This window comes from Streptomyces decoyicus (genome assembly GCF_019880305.1).
GTDB classification, from domain to species: domain Bacteria; phylum Actinomycetota; class Actinomycetes; order Streptomycetales; family Streptomycetaceae; genus Streptomyces; species Streptomyces decoyicus.
This window is the reverse complement of sequence record NZ_CP082301.1, coordinates 2,315,274-2,332,612: the sequence shown is the minus strand read 5'-3', so window position 1 is coordinate 2,332,612 and position 17,339 is coordinate 2,315,274. Positions and strand designations below refer to the sequence as shown.

At 68.9% G+C, this 17,339-nt stretch carries 16 protein-coding genes and 1 riboswitch; of the genes, 11 read left to right on the top strand and 5 right to left on the bottom strand.

What is annotated here, in order from left to right:
• Positions 1–28 precede the first annotated feature (28 nt).
• Positions 29–256, bottom strand: a complete 228-nt coding sequence (locus K7C20_RS10245) for a hypothetical protein (protein ID WP_030083759.1) — start codon at positions 254–256, stop codon at positions 29–31.
• Between the two features lie 159 nt (positions 257–415).
• On the opposite strand from K7C20_RS10245, the gene K7C20_RS10240 reads away from it, so the two are divergent.
• Positions 416–1,390 (top strand): carbohydrate kinase family protein, encoded by a 975-nt coding sequence (locus K7C20_RS10240; protein ID WP_030083761.1) that lies wholly within the window; start codon positions 416–418, stop codon positions 1,388–1,390.
• 9 nt (positions 1,391–1,399) lie between these two features.
• On the opposite strand, the gene K7C20_RS10235 is transcribed toward K7C20_RS10240, so the two are convergent.
• Entirely contained in the window at positions 1,400–2,887 is a 1,488-nt protein-coding gene (locus tag K7C20_RS10235) for a cysteine desulfurase/sulfurtransferase TusA family protein (RefSeq protein ID WP_030083763.1), read from the bottom strand.
• A 384-nt stretch (positions 2,888–3,271) separates the two neighbouring features.
• On the opposite strand from K7C20_RS10235, the gene ctaC reads away from it, so the two are divergent.
• From ctaC to K7C20_RS10215, 4 genes are all read left to right on the top strand, one after another.
• Positions 3,272–4,234 (top strand): aa3-type cytochrome oxidase subunit II, encoded by a 963-nt coding sequence (ctaC, locus tag K7C20_RS10230; RefSeq protein ID WP_167352497.1) that lies wholly within the window; start codon positions 3,272–3,274, stop codon positions 4,232–4,234.
• Positions 4,231–5,967, top strand: a complete 1,737-nt coding sequence (gene ctaD, locus K7C20_RS10225; RefSeq protein WP_222892582.1) for an aa3-type cytochrome oxidase subunit I — start codon at positions 4,231–4,233, stop codon at positions 5,965–5,967. The genes ctaC and ctaD overlap by 4 nt, the downstream gene beginning before the upstream one ends.
• Positions 5,964–6,362, top strand: a complete 399-nt coding sequence (locus K7C20_RS10220) for a cytochrome c oxidase subunit 4 (RefSeq protein WP_030083935.1) — start codon at positions 5,964–5,966, stop codon at positions 6,360–6,362. Before ctaD ends, K7C20_RS10220 begins: the two co-directional genes overlap by 4 nt.
• A gap of 134 nt (positions 6,363–6,496) precedes the next feature.
• On the top strand, positions 6,497–7,771 hold the full coding sequence (locus K7C20_RS10215) for a L,D-transpeptidase (protein WP_245171716.1): 1,275 nt from the start codon (positions 6,497–6,499) through the stop codon (positions 7,769–7,771).
• 19 nt (positions 7,772–7,790) lie between these two features.
• Here the strand turns inward: K7C20_RS10215 and K7C20_RS10210 are convergent, their stop codons facing one another.
• Positions 7,791–8,192, bottom strand: a complete 402-nt coding sequence (locus K7C20_RS10210; protein WP_030083933.1) for a DNA-binding transcriptional response regulator — start codon at positions 8,190–8,192, stop codon at positions 7,791–7,793.
• A gap of 262 nt (positions 8,193–8,454) precedes the next feature.
• Between K7C20_RS10210 and ctaE the strand changes: the two genes are divergently transcribed.
• The 6 genes from ctaE to K7C20_RS10180 all read left to right on the top strand — a co-directional run bounded on the left by ctaE (position 8,455) and on the right by K7C20_RS10180 (position 15,667).
• Positions 8,455–9,075 carry an aa3-type cytochrome oxidase subunit III gene (ctaE, locus tag K7C20_RS10205; protein ID WP_030083931.1) on the top strand — a complete coding sequence of 207 codons (621 nt, stop codon included), beginning with the start codon at positions 8,455–8,457 and terminating at the stop codon, positions 9,073–9,075.
• Between the two features lie 77 nt (positions 9,076–9,152).
• A complete protein-coding gene (gene qcrC, locus K7C20_RS10200; RefSeq protein WP_030083929.1) occupies positions 9,153–9,962 on the top strand; it encodes a cytochrome bc1 complex diheme cytochrome c subunit in 810 nt (269 codons plus the stop codon).
• Entirely contained in the window at positions 9,959–11,023 is a 1,065-nt protein-coding gene (gene qcrA, locus K7C20_RS10195; RefSeq protein ID WP_048829722.1) for a cytochrome bc1 complex Rieske iron-sulfur subunit, read from the top strand. Before qcrC ends, qcrA begins: the two co-directional genes overlap by 4 nt.
• Positions 11,020–12,657 carry a cytochrome bc1 complex cytochrome b subunit gene (gene qcrB / locus K7C20_RS10190; protein ID WP_030083925.1) on the top strand — a complete coding sequence of 546 codons (1,638 nt, stop codon included), beginning with the start codon at positions 11,020–11,022 and terminating at the stop codon, positions 12,655–12,657. The genes qcrA and qcrB overlap by 4 nt, the downstream gene beginning before the upstream one ends.
• A gap of 140 nt (positions 12,658–12,797) precedes the next feature.
• Positions 12,798–13,862, top strand: coding sequence for an anthranilate phosphoribosyltransferase (gene trpD / locus K7C20_RS10185; protein WP_030083923.1), 1,065 nt, complete (start codon positions 12,798–12,800; stop codon positions 13,860–13,862).
• Positions 13,863–13,953: 91 nt separating this feature from the next.
• Positions 13,954–14,071, top strand: a riboswitch (SAM riboswitch).
• A gap of 171 nt (positions 14,072–14,242) precedes the next feature.
• Positions 14,243–15,667, top strand: a complete 1,425-nt coding sequence (locus K7C20_RS10180) for an aminotransferase class V-fold PLP-dependent enzyme (protein WP_030083921.1) — start codon at positions 14,243–14,245, stop codon at positions 15,665–15,667.
• Positions 15,668–16,199: 532 nt separating this feature from the next.
• Here the strand turns inward: K7C20_RS10180 and K7C20_RS10175 are convergent.
• Both K7C20_RS10175 and K7C20_RS10170 read right to left on the bottom strand, forming a co-directional pair.
• Entirely contained in the window at positions 16,200–16,481 is a 282-nt protein-coding gene (locus K7C20_RS10175) for an Lrp/AsnC family transcriptional regulator (protein WP_030086627.1), read from the bottom strand.
• Complete coding sequence (locus tag K7C20_RS10170; RefSeq protein ID WP_245171714.1) at positions 16,478–17,257, bottom strand: rhomboid family intramembrane serine protease; 780 nt, start codon at positions 17,255–17,257, stop codon at positions 16,478–16,480. Before K7C20_RS10170 ends, K7C20_RS10175 begins: the two co-directional genes overlap by 4 nt.
• Between the last annotated feature and the right edge of the window lie 82 nt (positions 17,258–17,339).

Here is a 17,339-nt window from a genome sequence, read left to right as displayed (position 1 = left end):
GCGTATACGGTTCCGGCCGGCCGGCCGGTCAGTCGCCGTACTCGGACATTCCGTCCACGAGTGCGGCCGAAGCGGAGGGGACCTCGACGCCGTGCAGATCGGCGGCGCGCCCCGGCGGCGGCGCGGAGCGCCGTCCGCCCTTCCAGCGACCGGCCATCCGTGCACAGTCGCCGCGCAGCTCGTCGAGCGATTCGGGGTCCGGCGCAGAGGGCGATCCGCCCTTGCGCGGTGTGACGGCTTTCACAGGCTTGGTCATAGGGGCACCGTACGCAGCCATGTACCGAGGAGAAAGGCCTACTATTGGGTAGTTTCAGCCATTCCAAGTGTCCGGGATGACCGGGTGGCGCGCGACCCCGGCGGGTAGCGTTGCTCCACGTCCGCCCGCCCCTACGCCTTCCGCAGGAGCAGACCCGTCGTGCGTATCGCAGTCACCGGCTCCATCGCCACCGACCACCTGATGACCTTCCCCGGCCGTTTCGCCGATCAGTTGGTCGCCGACCAACTGCATACGGTCTCCCTCTCCTTCCTGGTGGACCAGCTCGACGTCCGCCGCGGCGGCGTCGCCGCCAACATCTGCTTCGGCATGGGCCAGCTCGGCACCGCGCCGATCCTGGTCGGTGCCGCCGGCAACGACTTCGAGGAGTACCGCGCCTGGCTCGACCGCCACGGCGTCGACACCCGCTCCGTCCGCATCTCCGAGGTCCTGCACACCGCGCGCTTCGTGTGCACCACCGACGCCGACCACAACCAGATCGGCTCCTTCTACACCGGTGCGATGAGCGAGGCCCGGCTGATCGAGCTCCAGCATGTCTCCGCGCGCGTCGGCGGCCTGGACCTCGTGCTGATCGGCGCGGACGACCCCGAGGCGATGATCCGGCACACCGAGGAGTGCCGCAGCCGCAATATCCCGTTCGGCGCCGACTTCTCCCAGCAGATCGCCCGGATGGACGGCGACGCCATCCGCACCCTCCTGGAGGACGCGGCCTACCTCTTCTCCAACGAGTACGAGAAGGGCCTGATCGAGTCCAAGACCGGCTGGACCGGCGACGAGATCCTCGCCAAGGTCGGCACCCGCGTCACCACCCTCGGCGCCAACGGCGTCCGCATCGAGCGGGTCGGCGAGCCGGCCATCGAGGTCGGCGTCCCGGAGGAGAACGCCAAGGCCGACCCGACCGGCGTCGGCGACGCCTTCCGCGCGGGCTTCCTGTCCGGTCTGGCCTGGGGCGTCGGCCTGGAGCGTGCCGCGCAGGTCGGCTGCATGCTGGCGACGCTGGTCATCGAGACCGTCGGCACCCAGGAGTACGAGCTGCGCCGCAGCCACTTCATGGACCGCTTCACCAAGGCCTACGGCCACGAGGCCGCCGCCGAGGTCCAGCAGCACCTGGCCTGACCGGCCCCGTCAGGCGCGGCGCCGCACGACATATGCGGCGCCGCGTTCGGCCGCCCGCTCGCCCGCGTACTCCTGGCCGCGCATGGTGCACCAGGCCGGAATGTCCTGCCGGGCCGCCTCGTCGTCGGAGAGCACCGTCACGGTCCCGCCGACCGGCACCTCGCCGATGACCTTCGCCAGCTCGATGACCGGGATCGGGCAGCGCTTGCCGAGCGAGTCGACGACCAGGCTGCCGGAATCGTCCCCGGGTCCGGCGGGTCCGGCGGGTCCGGCGGCGGGCTCCGCGGTCTCCGCGGACGCCGGCACCCGAGCGGCGTGCCCCGCCCCGCCGGCCGTCGCCCGCGCGGCCCCGGCCTCCGCCGCCGGGACGCCCAGCCGCTCCCGCACCGAGCGCACCACCTGTGGCAGCACCTCAAGGAAGCGCTCCACCTCCGCCTCGGCCGTGCCGTACGGCAGCGAGATCCGCACATTCCCCTCGGACAGCACACCCATCGCGCGCAGCACATGGCTCGGCGTCAGGGTGCTGGACGTGCACGACGATCCGGACGACACCGAGAAGCCCGCCCGGTCGAGCTCGTGCAGCAGCGCCTCCCCGTCGACATAGAGACAGGAGAAGGTGACGAGATGGGGGAGGCGGTGCACCGGGTCGCCGACCACCTCCACGTCCGGGACCAGCTGCGGCACCCGCTCCCGGATCCGGTCCACCAGCCGCCGCAGCCGCGCCGCTTCGTCCCCGGTCCCCGCTCCGGCCCGCAGCGCGCGCAGGGAGGCCGCGGCGGCCACCACCGCCGGGATGTTCTCGAACCCCGCACTACGGCCCGACTCCCGCTCGTCCTGCGGCCCCTGAGGTGCGAACCGGGTCCCCTTGCGGACCACGAGCAGCCCCACACCGGGCGGGCCGCCCCACTTGTGGGCGCTCGCCGCCAGCAGCGACCAGGCGCCGGGCACCGGCCCCCACGGCAGCGACTGCGCGGCATCCACCAGGAGGGGTACGTCGGCCTCCCGGCAGAGCGCGGCCACCTCTTCGACCGGCTGTTCGGTTCCCACCTCGTGATTGGCGGACTGGAGGCAGACCAGGGCGGTGTCCGGGCCGAGCGCGCCGCCGACCTCGCCGGCCGCCACCCGGCCCGTACGGTCCACCGCCAGCTCCCCGCGGGTGCCGCCGGCCGCCTCGTGGACCTCGGCGGCATGCAGGACGGAGGAGTGCTCGACGGCGGAGTGCAGCAGCCGGCGGCCGACACGCCGACGGGCCGCCAGCGCGCCGGAAACTCCCGCGTGCACGGCCTGCGTCCCCGAAGGGGTGAAAACCAATTCGTCCGGGCGGCAGCCCACGGCCTCGGCCGCCGCCTCCCGCGCGGCGTCCAGCAGCAGCCGGGCGCGCCGTCCCTCCCGGTAGAGGCGGGCCGGGTCGGCCCAGCCTTCGTCGAGCGAGGCGAGCAGGGCCTCGCGGGCGACGGGGTGCAGCGGGGCGGCGGACGCCGCGTCGAAATAGGACATGTACAAGACGTTAGTCCCCGGGCCGATCCGGCGAGGCGCCCTCCTCGCGGTGCGGTGGCACGGGGCTCCGGGGCGCCGGTGCCCGGTCGGGCGGGGCCGCCGGGCGCAACCCCGCGGAGCGTCGTGGAAGCATTGCAGGGCACGGCGTCAGATGCCTGGTGGAAGCGGGTATTCGGGGGTCCGGGGGGCGTCTCCCGTAGGCCTTGGCCACCCCTTAGGGGTGCGTCGCGGCGCGTTGGGCACCCTCCCCGCGCGACCCCAAATAGCGTCCAGTAGGGTTTGGTCCGCATAAACATCCAAACCCCTGCCCGTGACAGGGCCGGCGACCGACCAGCGAGACGGCCGCAGCCGGTCTCGCGGGCGAGACTCTCGGGAAGGCGCTACGTGAGTCCCAACGGCTCCGACCGCTCGTCGCGGCGCCCGATGCGGCGGAAGCTGCCGCAGGTGCTTGCTGCGGGCCTGGTCCTGGCGACCGCTACTGGTTGCACATATAAGGACTTCCCCCGCCTCGGCATGCCAACGCCCGTCACCGACGAGGCGCCGCGGATCCTCTCTCTTTGGCAGGGCTCCTGGGCCGCCGCCCTCGCAACGGGCGTGCTGGTCTGGGGCCTGATCATCTGGAGCGTGATCTTCCACCGCCGCAGCAGGACCAAGGTGGAGGTCCCCGCGCAGACGCGGTACAACATGCCGATCGAGGCGTTGTACACGATCGTCCCGTTCATCATCATCGCGGTGCTTTTCTACTTCACCGCGCGTGATGAGAGCGCAATTCTCAAGACTTCCAAGAAGCCGGACCACATCGTCAATGTGGTGGGCTTCCAGTGGAGCTGGGCGTTCAACTACCTGGAGGACGTGGACGGCGACAAGGCGTCCTCGAACATCAACTCCAGCGCACTGAACGCGATCCCGCCCAAGTGGAAGAAGGGCGCTCCGGCCGGTGCCGACGGCGTCTACGACGTGGGCACCCCCGGCGAGCGCAACCCGCAGACCGGTAACCCGGGCCCGACGCTGTGGCTGCCCAAGGGCGAGACGGTTCAGTTCGTGCTGACCTCGCGTGACGTCATCCACTCCTTCTGGGTGGTGCCCTTCCTGATGAAGCAGGACGTCATCCCGGGCCACACCAACGTCTTCGAGGTGACCCCCAACAAGGAGGGCACCTTCATGGGCAAGTGCGCCGAGCTCTGTGGTGTCGACCACTCCCGGATGCTCTTCAACGTCAAGGTCGTCTCCCCTGAGCGGTACCGGGAGCACCTGAAGGACCTGGCGAAGAAGGGCCAGACCGGATACCTGCCGTCGGGCATCAAGCAGACGGATCACGCCAGGAATGCGGAGACCAAGAACCAGTGAGCATCCTCAACGAACCTCAGGGTGCCGCCGCCGATACGGCTCCGGCAGCACCGCCCGTACGCAAGAAGCAACCCGGCATCGCTGCGGTGAAGTGGCTGACGACCACCGACCACAAGACCATCGGCACGATGTACCTGGTCACGTCGTTCGCGTTCTTCTGCGTCGGCGGACTGATGGCGCTGCTCATGCGCGCCGAGCTCGCCCGTCCCGGCACGCAGCTGATGTCGAACGAGCAGTTCAACCAGGCGTTCACGATGCACGGCACGATCATGCTGCTGATGTTCGCGACGCCGCTGTTCGCCGGTTTCGCGAACTGGATCATGCCGCTGCAGATCGGCGCGCCCGACGTGGCGTTCCCGCGGCTGAACATGTTCGCCTACTGGCTGTACCTCTTCGGCTCGCTGATCGCGGTGGCCGGCTTCCTCACCCCGCAGGGTGCGGCGGACTTCGGCTGGTTCGCGTACTCGCCGCTCTCGGACGCGGTGCGTTCGCCGGGCGTCGGTGCCGATATGTGGATCATGGGTCTGGCCTTCTCGGGTTTCGGCACGATCCTCGGTTCGGTCAACTTCATCACGACGATCATCTGCATGCGGGCGCCCGGCATGACGATGTTCCGGATGCCGATCTTCACCTGGAACGTGCTGCTGACCGGTGTGCTGGTGCTGCTGGCCTTCCCGGTGCTGGCGGCGGCGCTGTTCGCGCTGGAGGCGGACCGTAAATTCGGTGCGCATGTCTTCGATGCGGCAAATGGCGGGGCGTTGCTCTGGCAGCATCTCTTCTGGTTCTTCGGCCATCCAGAGGTGTACATCATCGCGCTGCCGTTCTTCGGCATCATTTCCGAGGTCATTCCGGTGTTCTCCCGGAAGCCGATGTTCGGTTACATCGGTCTGATTGCGGCGACGATTTCGATTGCCGGTCTTTCGGTCACGGTGTGGGCGCACCACATGTATGTGACGGGCGGCGTGCTGTTGCCGTTCTTCTCGTTCATGACGTTCCTGATCGCGGTGCCGACCGGTGTGAAGTTCTTCAACTGGATCGGCACGATGTGGAAGGGCTCGCTGTCCTTCGAGACGCCGATGCTGTGGACGATCGGGTTCCTGATCACCTTCACGTTCGGTGGTCTGACCGGTGTCATCCTGGCCTCGCCGCCGATGGACTTCCATGTGTCCGACTCGTACTTCGTCGTGGCGCACTTCCATTACGTGGTCTTCGGCACGGTCGTCTTCGCGATGTTCGCCGGCTTCCACTTCTGGTGGCCGAAGTTCACCGGCAAGATGCTGGACGAGCGGCTCGGCAAGATCACTTTCTGGACGCTGTTCGTGGGCTTCCACGGCACCTTCCTCGTCCAGCACTGGCTGGGCGCCGAGGGCATGCCGCGGCGTTACGCGGACTACCTCGCGGCCGACGGCTTCACGACGCTGAACACCATCTCGACGATCAGCTCGTTCCTGCTGGGCCTGTCGATCCTGCCCTTCATGTACAACGTCTGGAAGACGGCGAAGTACGGCGAGAAGATCGAGGTCGACGACCCGTGGGGCTACGGCCGCTCGCTGGAGTGGGCGACGTCCTGCCCGCCGCCGCGGCACAACTTCCTCACCCTGCCGCGTATTCGCTCCGAATCCCCGGCGTTCGACCTGCACCACCCGGAGATCGCAGCCCTCGATGCGCTGCACAACGGCCGCGGCTCCGAGGATGACAAGGCCCTCGCCGGCGGCAAGGAGGCGGGCAAGTGAAGATCCAGGGCAAGATGTTCATCTGGCTCTCCGTCTTCGTCCTCGCCATGGCGATCGTCTATGGCGTCTGGTCGAAGGAGCCGGCGGGTACCACCGCACTGTTCCTCGCCTTCGGCCTGTGCATCATGGTCGGCTACTACCTGGCCTTCACGGCCCGGCGGGTCGACGCGGGTGCGCAGGACAACGAGAACGCCGAGGTCTCGGACGACGCCGGTGAGCTGGGCTTCTTCAGCCCGCACAGCTGGCAGCCGCTGTCCCTGGCCGTCGGTGGCGCGCTCGCCTTCCTGGGCGTCGTCTTCGGCTGGTGGCTGCTGTACTTCTCCCTCCCGGTGATCCTCGTCGGCCTCTTCGGCTGGGTCTTCGAGTACTACCGCGGCGAGAACCGCACGCAGTAACCACGGCGCATGTGCCTACGGCGGGCCCGGACACCTCAACAGGTGTCCGGGCCCGTCTCGTTTGGCGGCCGGGGGCAGACCCGTTTGCAGTCCTCCAGCGCGCTGAGACAGGTGATTCTTCATATTTTTGGGGCATGAGTCACAGACCTCGAACCCGGACGGTGCTGAGCTGCGGCCTCCTGCTCGTGCCCCTTGCGGTGAGCGCCACCGCGTGCGGGGGCTCGGATTCGGAAGCGCTCTCCGCCAATCCCTACGACGCGGCCGACCAGATCTCGGCCAACACCCCCGACGGCAACAAGAAAGCGGACCCCGACAAGCCGCTGGAGGTCTCCGTCAAGGGTGACGAGGCGCGGATCACGGACGTGACCGCCACCGACACCACCGGGCGCGCCGTCCGCGGCGAGCTGAGCGCCGACGGCAGGCACTGGCGCACCACGTCGCCCCTGGCCGCCGGCAGCCGCTACACGGTGCGGGTGAGCACCGAGGAGGAGGACGGCTCGCCCGGCCGTAAGACGCTCGTGGTCAACACCCGCGGCGCAGACGGGCAGTTGACCGCCACCTTCGGCCCGAAGGAGGGCGAGTACGGCGTCGGCCAGCCGGTCACCGCCGAGCTGAGCCAGCCGATCAAGGACCAGAAGGCCCGGTCGGTCGTCGAGAGCGCCCTGAAGGTCGACTCCATGCCGCGGGTCCAGGGCTCCTGGCACTGGGTGGACGACAAGAAGCTGCACTTCCGCCCGAAGGAGTACTGGCCCGCCCACGCCACCATCTCCGTGCACAGCAACCTGGCGGGTCTGAAGGTCGCCAAGGGGCTCTACGGAGGCCCGTCCAAACCGGTGAAGCTCACCACCGGCGACCGGGTGGAGGCCGTCACCGACGCGGCAACGCACCAGATGACGGTGCTGCGCAACGGTGAGTCGATCAACACCATCCCCGTGACCACCGGCAAGCCCGGCTTCTCCACCCGCAACGGCGTCAAGGTCGTCCTCGGCAAGGAGAGCTTCGTACGGATGCGCAGCTCGACGGTCGGCATCGCCGCCGGGAGCGGAGACTCCTACGATCTGCCGGTCTACTGGGCCACCCGGGTGACCTGGAGCGGTGAGTACGTCCACGCCGCACCCTGGTCCGTCGGATCGCAGGGCGCGGCGAACGTCAGCCACGGCTGTACGGGCATGTCGACGAGCAACGCCCAGTGGTTCTTCAACACCGTGCGGGTCGGCGACATCGTCAAGGTCGTCAACAGCGGCGGCGACACCATGACGCCGTTCGACAACGGCTTCGGCGACTGGAACATGCCGTGGCAGGAATGGCGCGACGGCAGCGCGCTGAAGAGCAAGGCCTCCAGCACCACAGGAGCGGCCGAGCGCGCCCAGAACCCCGCCGACGACGCCAGACTGCGCCCGAAATTCTGAGCGCCGCCCAGCGGGCCGCTCAGGCCTGTACGAGGTGCCTGCGGCGCAGCAGGCCGGCCAGGGCGTCGGCGAAGGCCACCGGGTCCAGCGGATGCGTCACCGCGGCGTCCGCACGGCTCCAGGTCGCCAGCCAGGCGTCCTGGGGACGGCCGATCAGCAGCAGCACCGGCGGGCACCGGAAGATCTCGTCCTTGATCTGCCGGCAGACACCCATCCCGCCCGCGGGCGCCGTCTCGCCGTCCAGCACGCAGACGTCGATGCCGCCCTGCTCCAGGGCGGTGAGGACGGCCGGCGCGGTGGCGCACTCCAGGATCTCGATCTGCGGGGCATCGGCGGCGGGGCGCCGTCCGGCCGCCAGCCGGACCTGCTCGCGGGTGTTGGCGTTGTCGCTGTAGACCAGCACCGTGGCAGTCGCCTGCATCGTTCCTCCACGCTTCGTAGCGGCACAGCATCGGGTGGGGCGGATGCTACTCCCGCGGCGGGTGTCCGCAGGAGGGGTTGGCCGGAACCAAGATCTGCCCGACGGGCCGTCAGGGCGGGCGCCGGGGGCCCGGCGGTCGGCGGCGCGCCCGGTGCGTCCCTCCTTCGAGCGACCGCCGAAATGGCCCGTACGAGCAGGGCATACGCCCTTGACACACCGAACGGCACCCCCCGGAGTGAGGGCGGGATAAGCGACCGACATAATGTCGGTCGTGGCGACAGCAACGACAGTAGAAACCGGGCACGCGCACCCGTCGGTCAATCGGCCGAACCTCACCAGCGTCGGAACCATCATCTGGCTGAGTTCCGAGCTGATGTTCTTCGCGGCCCTCTTCGCGATGTACTTCACCCTTCGTTCGGTGACCGGATCCGAGTATTGGAAGGAATCCGCCAGTGCGCTGAATCTTCCGTTCTCAGCGACCAACACCACGATCCTGGTGCTCAGCTCTCTGACCTGCCAGCTCGGCGTTTTCGCAGCCGAGCGTGGCGATGTCAAGAAGCTCCGGGCCTGGTTCGTGGTCACCTTCATCATGGGTGCGATCTTCATCGGCGGTCAGGTCTTCGAGTACACGGAGCTGGTCAAGCACGAGGGCCTGTCGCTCTCGTCCGGCCCGTACGGCTCGGTGTTCTACCTGACCACCGGCTTCCACGGACTGCATGTGACGGGCGGTCTGATCGCCTTCCTGCTGGTCCTGGGCAGGACGTACGCGGCCAAGAGGTTCACCCACACGCAGGCCACCGCGGCCATCGTCGTGTCCTACTACTGGCACTTCGTCGATGTCGTCTGGATCGGCCTCTTCGCCACGATCTACCTGATCAAGTAGTCCGGGCCCGTACCGGCTCGCATCAGACAGACATATCCAAAGCATCGACGCAGAAGATCCTGACACCGGGGTAATCCGTGAAAAAGCTCTCCGCACGACGGCGCCATCCGCTGGCGGCGCTCGTCGTCCTACTCTTCGCGCTGGCGGTCACTGGGGGGCTGTACGCCGCGTTCGCGCCGGCGGACAAGGCTCAGGCCGATGACACCGCCCAGTCTCTTGCCGTCAAGGAGGGCAAGAAGCTCTTCGCCGTGGGCTGCGCCAGCTGCCACGGCACCGGCGGTCAGGGCACCTCCGACGGCCCGAGCCTGGTCGGCGTCGGCGCCGCAGCCGTGGACTTCCAGGTGGGCACCGGCCGTATGCCGGCCCAGCAGCCCGGCGCCCAGGTGCCGCGGAAGAAGAACATCTACACCAACGCCCAGATCGACCAGCTCGCGGCCTACGTCGCGTCGCTGGGCCCCGGCCCGAGCGTGCCGTCCAAGGAGCAGTACAGCCCCGAAGGCGCCAACATCGGCAAGGGCGGCGAGCTGTTCCGCACCAACTGCGCGCAGTGCCACAACTTCACCGGTAAGGGCGGCGCCCTGACCGACGGCAAGTTCGCACCGACGCTCGAGGGCGTGGACCCGAAGCACATCTACGAGGCCATGGAAACCGGCCCGCAGAACATGCCCTCCTTCGGTGACGGCTCGCTGTCGAAGGAGAACAAGAAGGACATCATCGCGTACCTCGGCGCCGTCAACGGCGATGAATCCGAGAGCCCCGGCGGCCTCGACCTCGGTGGTCTCGGTCCGGTCAGTGAGGGTCTCTTCGGCTACATCTTCGGCCTGGGCGCGCTGATCGCGGTCGCCATCTGGGTCGCAGCCCGGACTACGAAGGCCAAGAAGTCATGAGCGAGACTGGACGACACGAAGACGTGCCAGAAGAAACCCTTCCCAGTGAGCGGGAGACGGCTCACGAAGGCGCGGTGGCCACGGCGGAGAACCCGTTCGCGGACCCGGGCCTGCCGCCCCACGAGCACCGTGCCCAGGACATCGACGAGCAGGCCGCCCGGCGCTCCGAGCGCACCGTGGCCTTCCTCTTCCTGGTGTCGATGGTGGCCACGGTCGGCTTCATCGCCTCGTACGTGGCGATCCCGATCGACAAGATCGTCTACATCTGGCCGATCGGACACATCAGCGCGCTGAACTTCGCGCTCGGTCTGACGCTCGGCGCGGCGCTCTTCTGCATCGGCGCCGGTGCGGTCCACTGGGCCCGCACGCTGATGTCGGACGAGGAGGTCGCCGACGAGCGCCACCCGATCGAGGCTTCGCCCGAGGTCAAGGCCAAGGTCATGGCGGACTTCGCAGAGGGTGCGAAGGAGTCGCAGTTCGGCCGCCGCAAGCTGATCCGCAACACGATGTTCGGTGCGCTGGCCCTGGTGCCGCTCTCCGGCGTCGTCCTGCTGCGCGACCTCGGGCCGCTGCCCGGGAACAAGCTGCGCACCACGGGCTGGAAGAAGGGCGTCCGCCTGGTCAACCAGGCGACCAACCTCCCGCTGCGTCCCGAGGACATCGCGGTCGGCTCCCTGACGTTCGCCATGCCCGAGGGCCTGGAGGAGGACGACGAGGAGTTCGCCGAGAAGATCGCCAAGGACGCCCTGATGATCGTGCGGATTCAGCCGCAGAACATCAAGGACAAGCACGAACTCTCCTGGTCGCACGAGGGCATCGTGGCGTACTCGAAGATCTGCACCCACGTGGGTTGCCCGATCAGCCTGTACGAGCAGCAGACGCACCACGTGCTCTGCCCCTGCCACCAGTCGACGTTCGACCTCTCTGACGGCGGTCGGGTGATCTTCGGTCCCGCCGGACACGCCCTGCCGCAGCTGCACATCACAGAGAAGGACGGCTTCCTGGAGGCCGCAAGCGGCTTCGAGGAGCCCGTCGGCCCGAGCTTCTGGGAGCGCGGATGAGTAACGAGACAACCGCGACCACCACACGTCGTGGCCAGGCGCCACGGGGCGAGCGGATCGCGGACTGGGCGGACGGCCGGCTGGGCATCTACAGCCTCGCCAAGTCCAACATGCGCAAGATCTTCCCGGACCACTGGTCCTTCATGCTCGGTGAGGTCGCGCTCTACAGCTTCATCATCATCATCCTGACCGGTGTCTATCTGACGCTGTTCTTCCACCCGAGCATGGCCGAGGTGACCTATCACGGTTCCTATGTGCCCATGCAGGGGATCCGGATGACGCAGGCCTTCGAGTCGACGCTGGACATCAGCTTCGACGTGCGGGGCGGGCTGCTTATAAGGCAGATCCACCACTGGGCCGCGCTGGTGTTCCTGGCCGCGATGATGGTCCACATGATGCGGGTGTTCTTCACCGGCGCCTTCCGCAAGCCGCGCGAGGTCAACTGGCTGTTCGGCTTCCTGCTGTTCGTGCTGGGCATGTTCACCGGCTTCACCGGCTACTCGCTCCCCGACGACCTGCTCTCCGGCACCGGCGTGCGGTTCATCGAGGGCGTCATCCTGGCGATGCCGCTGGTCGGTTCGTACCTGCAGTTCTTCATCTTCGGCGGGGAGTTCCCGGGGCACGACATCATCCCGAGGTTCTTCACGGTGCACGTCCTGCTGCTGCCGGGCATCATGCTCGGCCTGCTGGTGGCGCACCTGATCCTGGTCTTCTACCACAAGCACACCCAGTTCCCGGGTGCCGGCAAGACCAACAACAACGTCGTGGGCATGCCGCTGCTGCCGGTCTACATGGCCAAGGCCGGAGGCTTCTTCTTCCTGGTCTTCGGTGTGATCGCCGCGATCGCCGCGATCGCCAGCATCAACCCGGTGTGGGCGATCGGCCCCTACCGGCCCGACCAGGTCTCCACCGGCGCCCAGCCCGACTGGTACATGGGCTTCGCCGAGGGTCTGGTGCGTGTCATGCCGGGCTGGGAGTGGAACTTCTGGGGCCACACCGTCAACTTCGGCGTGCTGATCCCGATCATCATCTTCCCGCTGGTCCTGGTCGCGATCGCGGTCTACCCGTTCGTCGAGTCCTGGGTCAAGGGCGACAAGCGCGAGCACCACATCCTGGACCGCCCGCGCAACGTCCCGACCCGTACCGGCTTCGGTGTGGCCTGGCTGATCGCGTACTTCGTGATGCTGATCGGTGGCGGCAACGACCTGTGGGCGACGCACTTCCACCTGTCGATCAACTCGATCACCTGGTTCGTCCGGATCGCGTTCTTCGTCGGGCCGGTGCTGGGCTTCATCGCCACCAAGCGGATCTGCCTGGGCCTGCAGCGTCGCGACAAGGACAAGGTGCTGCACGGACGCGAGTCCGGCATCATCAAGCGCCTGCCGCACGGTGAGTTCATCGAGGTCCACGAGCCGCTCGACCAGGAGCAGCTGCACGTGCTCACGCAGCACGAGCAGCCCGCGCCGCTCGAGCTCGGCCCGGAGGTCGACGAGAACGGTGTGGCACGCAAGGTGTCGCGCTCGCAGAAGCTCCGCGCCAAGCTCTCGAAGAGCTACTACGGCGAGGACAGCGTCATCGCCAAGCCCACGGTGGAGGAGTACAAGGAGATCACCAGCGGCCACGGCCACCACTGATCACCTCGGCGCCTCGTAGCGCACCGTAGGAAGTACGCCACCCAGAGGGCCCCGTTCGATCACCGGACGGGGCCCTCCGGCATACAGGGCGGCTCGATAGGGTGACGGCATAAGCAGGAGACAAACCAGGAGTGTGGACCATGAACGTTGTGACCCCGGTTGGCGGCGACAGCGTGGCGGCCCACACCTGGCCGGCCCTGCTCAACGCCCTGCTCGACGGCCGGGACCTCGCCGCGGACGACACCGCATGGGCGATGGACAAGATCATGCGTGGCGAGGCCAGCGACGCCCAGATCGCCGGTTTCGTGGTGGCGCTGCGGGCCAAGGGCGAGACCGTCGCCGAGATCTCCGGCCTGGTGCGCACCATGTACGCCCACGCCCGGCTGATCGAGGTGCCGGGCCCCAGCGTCGACATCGTCGGCACCGGCGGCGACGGCGCCAAGACCGTCAACATCTCCACGATGTCCTCGATCGTCGTGGCCGGCACCGGCGCCAAGGTCGTCAAGCACGGCAACCGCGCGGCGTCCTCGGCCAGCGGTGCCTCCGACGTGCTGGAGAAGCTCGGCGTCAATCTCGACCTCACCCCGCAGCGGGTCGTCGAGGTGGCCGAGGAAGCGGGCATCACCTTCTGTTTCGCGGTGAAGTTCCACCCGTCGCTGCGGCATGTCGCCAACGCCCGGGGTCAGCTCGGCATCCGTACGACGTTCAATGTGCTGGGCCCGCTGACCAACCCCGCGAAGGTCCGCGCCCAGGCGACCGGAGTCGCGGACGCCCGGATGGCGCCGATCCTGGCCGGGGTGCTGGCCGAGCGCGGCTCGTCGGCGCTGGTCTTCCGCGGCGACGACGGCCTGGACGAGCTGACCACGACCGCGACCTCCCGGGTCTGGATCGTCCGGGACGGCACGGTGCGCGAGGAGGCCTTCGACCCGCGGGACGTGGGGATCGAGCTGGTGCCGGTGGAGGCGCTGCGCGGCGCGGACGCCTCGTACAACGCGGAGGTGGCCCGCCGGCTGCTGGACGGGGAGACCGGTCCGGTGCGTGACGCGGTGCTGCTGAACTCCGCGGCGGCGCTGGTCGCGCTGGAGCCGTCCGACGCCCCGCTGGCCGTACAGATCCGGGCCGGTATCGACAAGGCCGCCGCCTCGATCGACTCCGGAGCGGCCCGGCAGGCGCTGGAGCGCTGGGTGGCCGCCAGCAACGCATGAGCGCGCGGTGACGCAGAGTGTGACGCAAGCCCCGGTCCGGTATGCGGACCGGGGCTTGCGTGATGTTGCCCGTGTGGCATGATTCTGCGCAGGTCACGAGTGACAGCGATGCAGGCCCCGGCCCGCTGTCCGGCAACCCTCCTTCCGTGGCGGGGTGCCCCGGGTGATGACCAGGCCGTAGGCAGCGAGGTCTGCGGCAAGCGCGGATCCCTCGCCAGGGATCCTGGTCCTCGAGGGAGAACTTCCGTGAATCAGCGAATGCGATAGGGCTCGACGGCCCCTTTTCCGCATCCCTTTTTCTTTCCCGTTGCGGCGCCGTGCGGTGCGCTCCTCGCGCCCCCGCCCGCAGCGAATTCGCTTACCTCTTACGGGAGTTCGCCATGTCTGTTTCCGCCGTTGCCGCCGACCGTTCCGTCTGTGCCCCGCTGCCGGTTCTCGGCCGGGACGTCCGGGTCCCGCTCGTGACCGGCGGCGAGGTCGACTACGCCGCGCTGGACTACGCCGCCAGCGCCCCCGCGCTCCAGCGGGTCTGGGACGACGTCGCGGCCTACGCTCCGTACTACGGCAGCGTGCACCGCGGCGCCGGGTACCTCTCGCAGCTGTCCACCGACCTCTTCGAGAACAGCCGCCGGACGATCGCGGAGTTCCTGGGCTGCGGGATCGAGGGGGGCCTGGGCGGAGCCCAGTCCGGCAAGGGCGGTGGTGGGCGACGGGAGGGCGACCAGGTCGTCTTCACCCGCTCGACCACCGACTCGCTGAACCTGCTCGCCGCCGTACTCCCGCAGGACACCCGGGTGTTCGTCTTCGAGACCGAGCATCACGCCTCGCTGCTGCCGTGGGAGCAGCGCGCGGACGTCGCCGTGACGTACCTCGACGCGCCGCGCACCCCGCAGCAGGCGGTGGACATCCTGGAGAAGGCGCTGGCCGAGCGCGAGCCGTACGGCCCGGCGCTGGTGTGCGTGACCGGTGCGTCGAATGTGACCGGTGAGCTGTGGCCGGTACGGGAGCTGGCGGCCGCCGCGCATGCGCACGGCGCGCGGATCGTGCTGGACGCGGCGCAGCTCGTCCCGCACCACCCCGTGGACATCGCCGAACTGGACGTCGACTGGGTCGCCTTCTCCGGGCACAAGCTGTACGCGCCGTTCGGCGCCGGCGTGCTGGCCGGCCGCGCGGACTGGCTCCAGGACGCCGCACCGTACCTGGCCGGCGGCGGCGCCAGCCGCAAGGTCTCCCGGCGGACGGACGGCGGCGTGGACGTCGAGTGGCACACCACCGCCGCGCGGCACGAGGCCGGTTCGCCGAACGTCATCGGCGCCTACGCGATCGCCTCGGCCTGCCGGGCGCTGACCGAGGCCGGTTTCGAGGGTCTGGTGGCCCGCGAGCAGGAGCTGATCAACCGGGTTCGGGAGGGCCTGGCCGAGGTGCCCGAGGTGAACGTGCTCTCGCTCTTCGGCGAGGACGCCGCGCGGGTGGGGGTCCTCTCCTTCGTCGTCGAGGGCTGGAACAGCTCGCACTTCGCCGCGGCGCTCTCGGCGGAGTACGGCATCGGAGTCCGCGACGGCCTGTTCTGCGCACACCCCCTCGTACGGACCCTGCTGGGCAGCGAGCCGCAGGAGCCGGGCGAGTGCGGGGCGCCGGACTCGGCACCCGGCGAGCGCTCGCTGAACGCCATCCGCGTCAGTTTCGGCGCCGGCACCCCCGACGAGCACGTCGAGCGGTTCCTCCGCGCCGTCAAGGAACTGGTGACGGACGGCGCACGCTGGAACTACCGCACGGAGGACGGGCGTTGTGTGCCCGCGGTGTGAGGCCCACGTTTTTGGCTGTCCCGCCGTGTTGGTTTCGCCGCCGTTTGTCGCCCGCTGCGCGGTGCGCTCGCCGTTGCGCCTGCGGCGGGCGGGTGGGTGTCGGGTGCGGTGACGGGCCGGAGGGGCCGGTGTGTGGGACTGCTTCGCTTTACGTCCCACACACCGGCCCCTCCGGCCCGTCCCCTCCCGTGGGTGGAGTAAGTGAAGGTGGGTGGGGGCGGGCGTCTCGGCCGCTGATTTCTGTGCGAGACACAAGGTGCACGTGACCACCAACCGGCACCACGGCCAAGGTTTTTCCACCCCCCAACGGGAGGGGACGGGCCGGAGCGGGTGGGGTGCCGGACGTAAAGCGAAGCAGTCCGGCACCCCACCCGCGGAGGCCCGTCACCGCACCCCGACAGCCCCGCGCAGCGGACCCAGCCCGCCGCAGGCGCAACGGCGAGACGAACCACGGCGGGACAGCCGACAACGTGGGCCGCAAAGCAAAGCGCAGCGGAACGGCGGGAAAGCCAAAAACGTGGGAAGGAAAGGGCTACGCGTCGAGCCCAATCGCAAAGGCAGCCTCAAGGTCGTGCTGCGAGTAGGTGCGGAAGGCGATGTGCGTCTCCGTGGCGGCGACGCCGGGGACCTTGCTGATCCGGCCGGGGATGACATCCGCGAGGTCGTCGTGGGCGGCGACCCGCACCATCGCGATCAGGTCGTGGGCACCGGTGACCGAGTAGACCTCGCTGACCCCTTCCAGCGCGGCGATCTTCTCGGCGATCTCCGGGATCTGGTCCACGTTGGTCTTGATGAGCACGATCGACGTGATCACGGCTGGCTCTCTCCCTCGGTCGCCCGGACATCCCCCCTGGTGGCCCCCACACTATCCCTCCCGTAGCGGGCCCATGCGTAGAGGAACCCGAGCGCGAAGCCGACGACATGGGCGAGGTAGGCGACGCCGGGACCGCGGGGATCGTCCTGCGCGGCCTGCCACTGGAGGAAGAACCAGAAGAGCAGCACGATCCAGGCGGGGAAGCGCAGCGGCAGGAAGAACAGGAACGGGAAGATGCTGGTGACCCGGGCCGTGGGGAACAGGAAGAGGAAGGCGCCCAGTACGCCGGAGATCGAGCCGGAGGCGCCCACCAGCGTCTGGCCCGAAGCGGCGTGGGCGGCCGCGTAGCCGAGCAGCGCCAGGTAGCCGATGATGAGGTAGAAGGCGGCGAACGGCAGCCGGCCCATGCGCGCCTCGGTCATTGCGCCGAAGACGTACAGAAACAGCATGTTGCCGAGCAGGTGCAGCCAGCTGCCGTGCACGAACAACGCGGTGAGCGGGGTGATCAGCGCCCGTAACGAACCGCTCCACAGATCCAGCGGGATCACGCCCCACCGCTCGAAATATGCGGTCTGGGCCTTCAGCAGGGCACCGCCGCTGCCGTATATCCGGTTCAGGCCGGAGGCGGGGCCGAGCACGAAGACCGCACAGCACAGGCCGATCAGCACATTCGTCACCCGCGAGAACACCGCGGCCAGCGACCGGGCGCGGCGCGGAGGGCGGGGGAGGAGACCGGACGAGCGGGGAGAACGGGGTGAGGGGGCCGGCACCGTCATGAGGTGATCATGGCCCAATGCGGGCAATCGGGACAGAGTGCCTCGCCGCGTCCCGGCACCTGGGCGGGCCCGCACCGGCCCC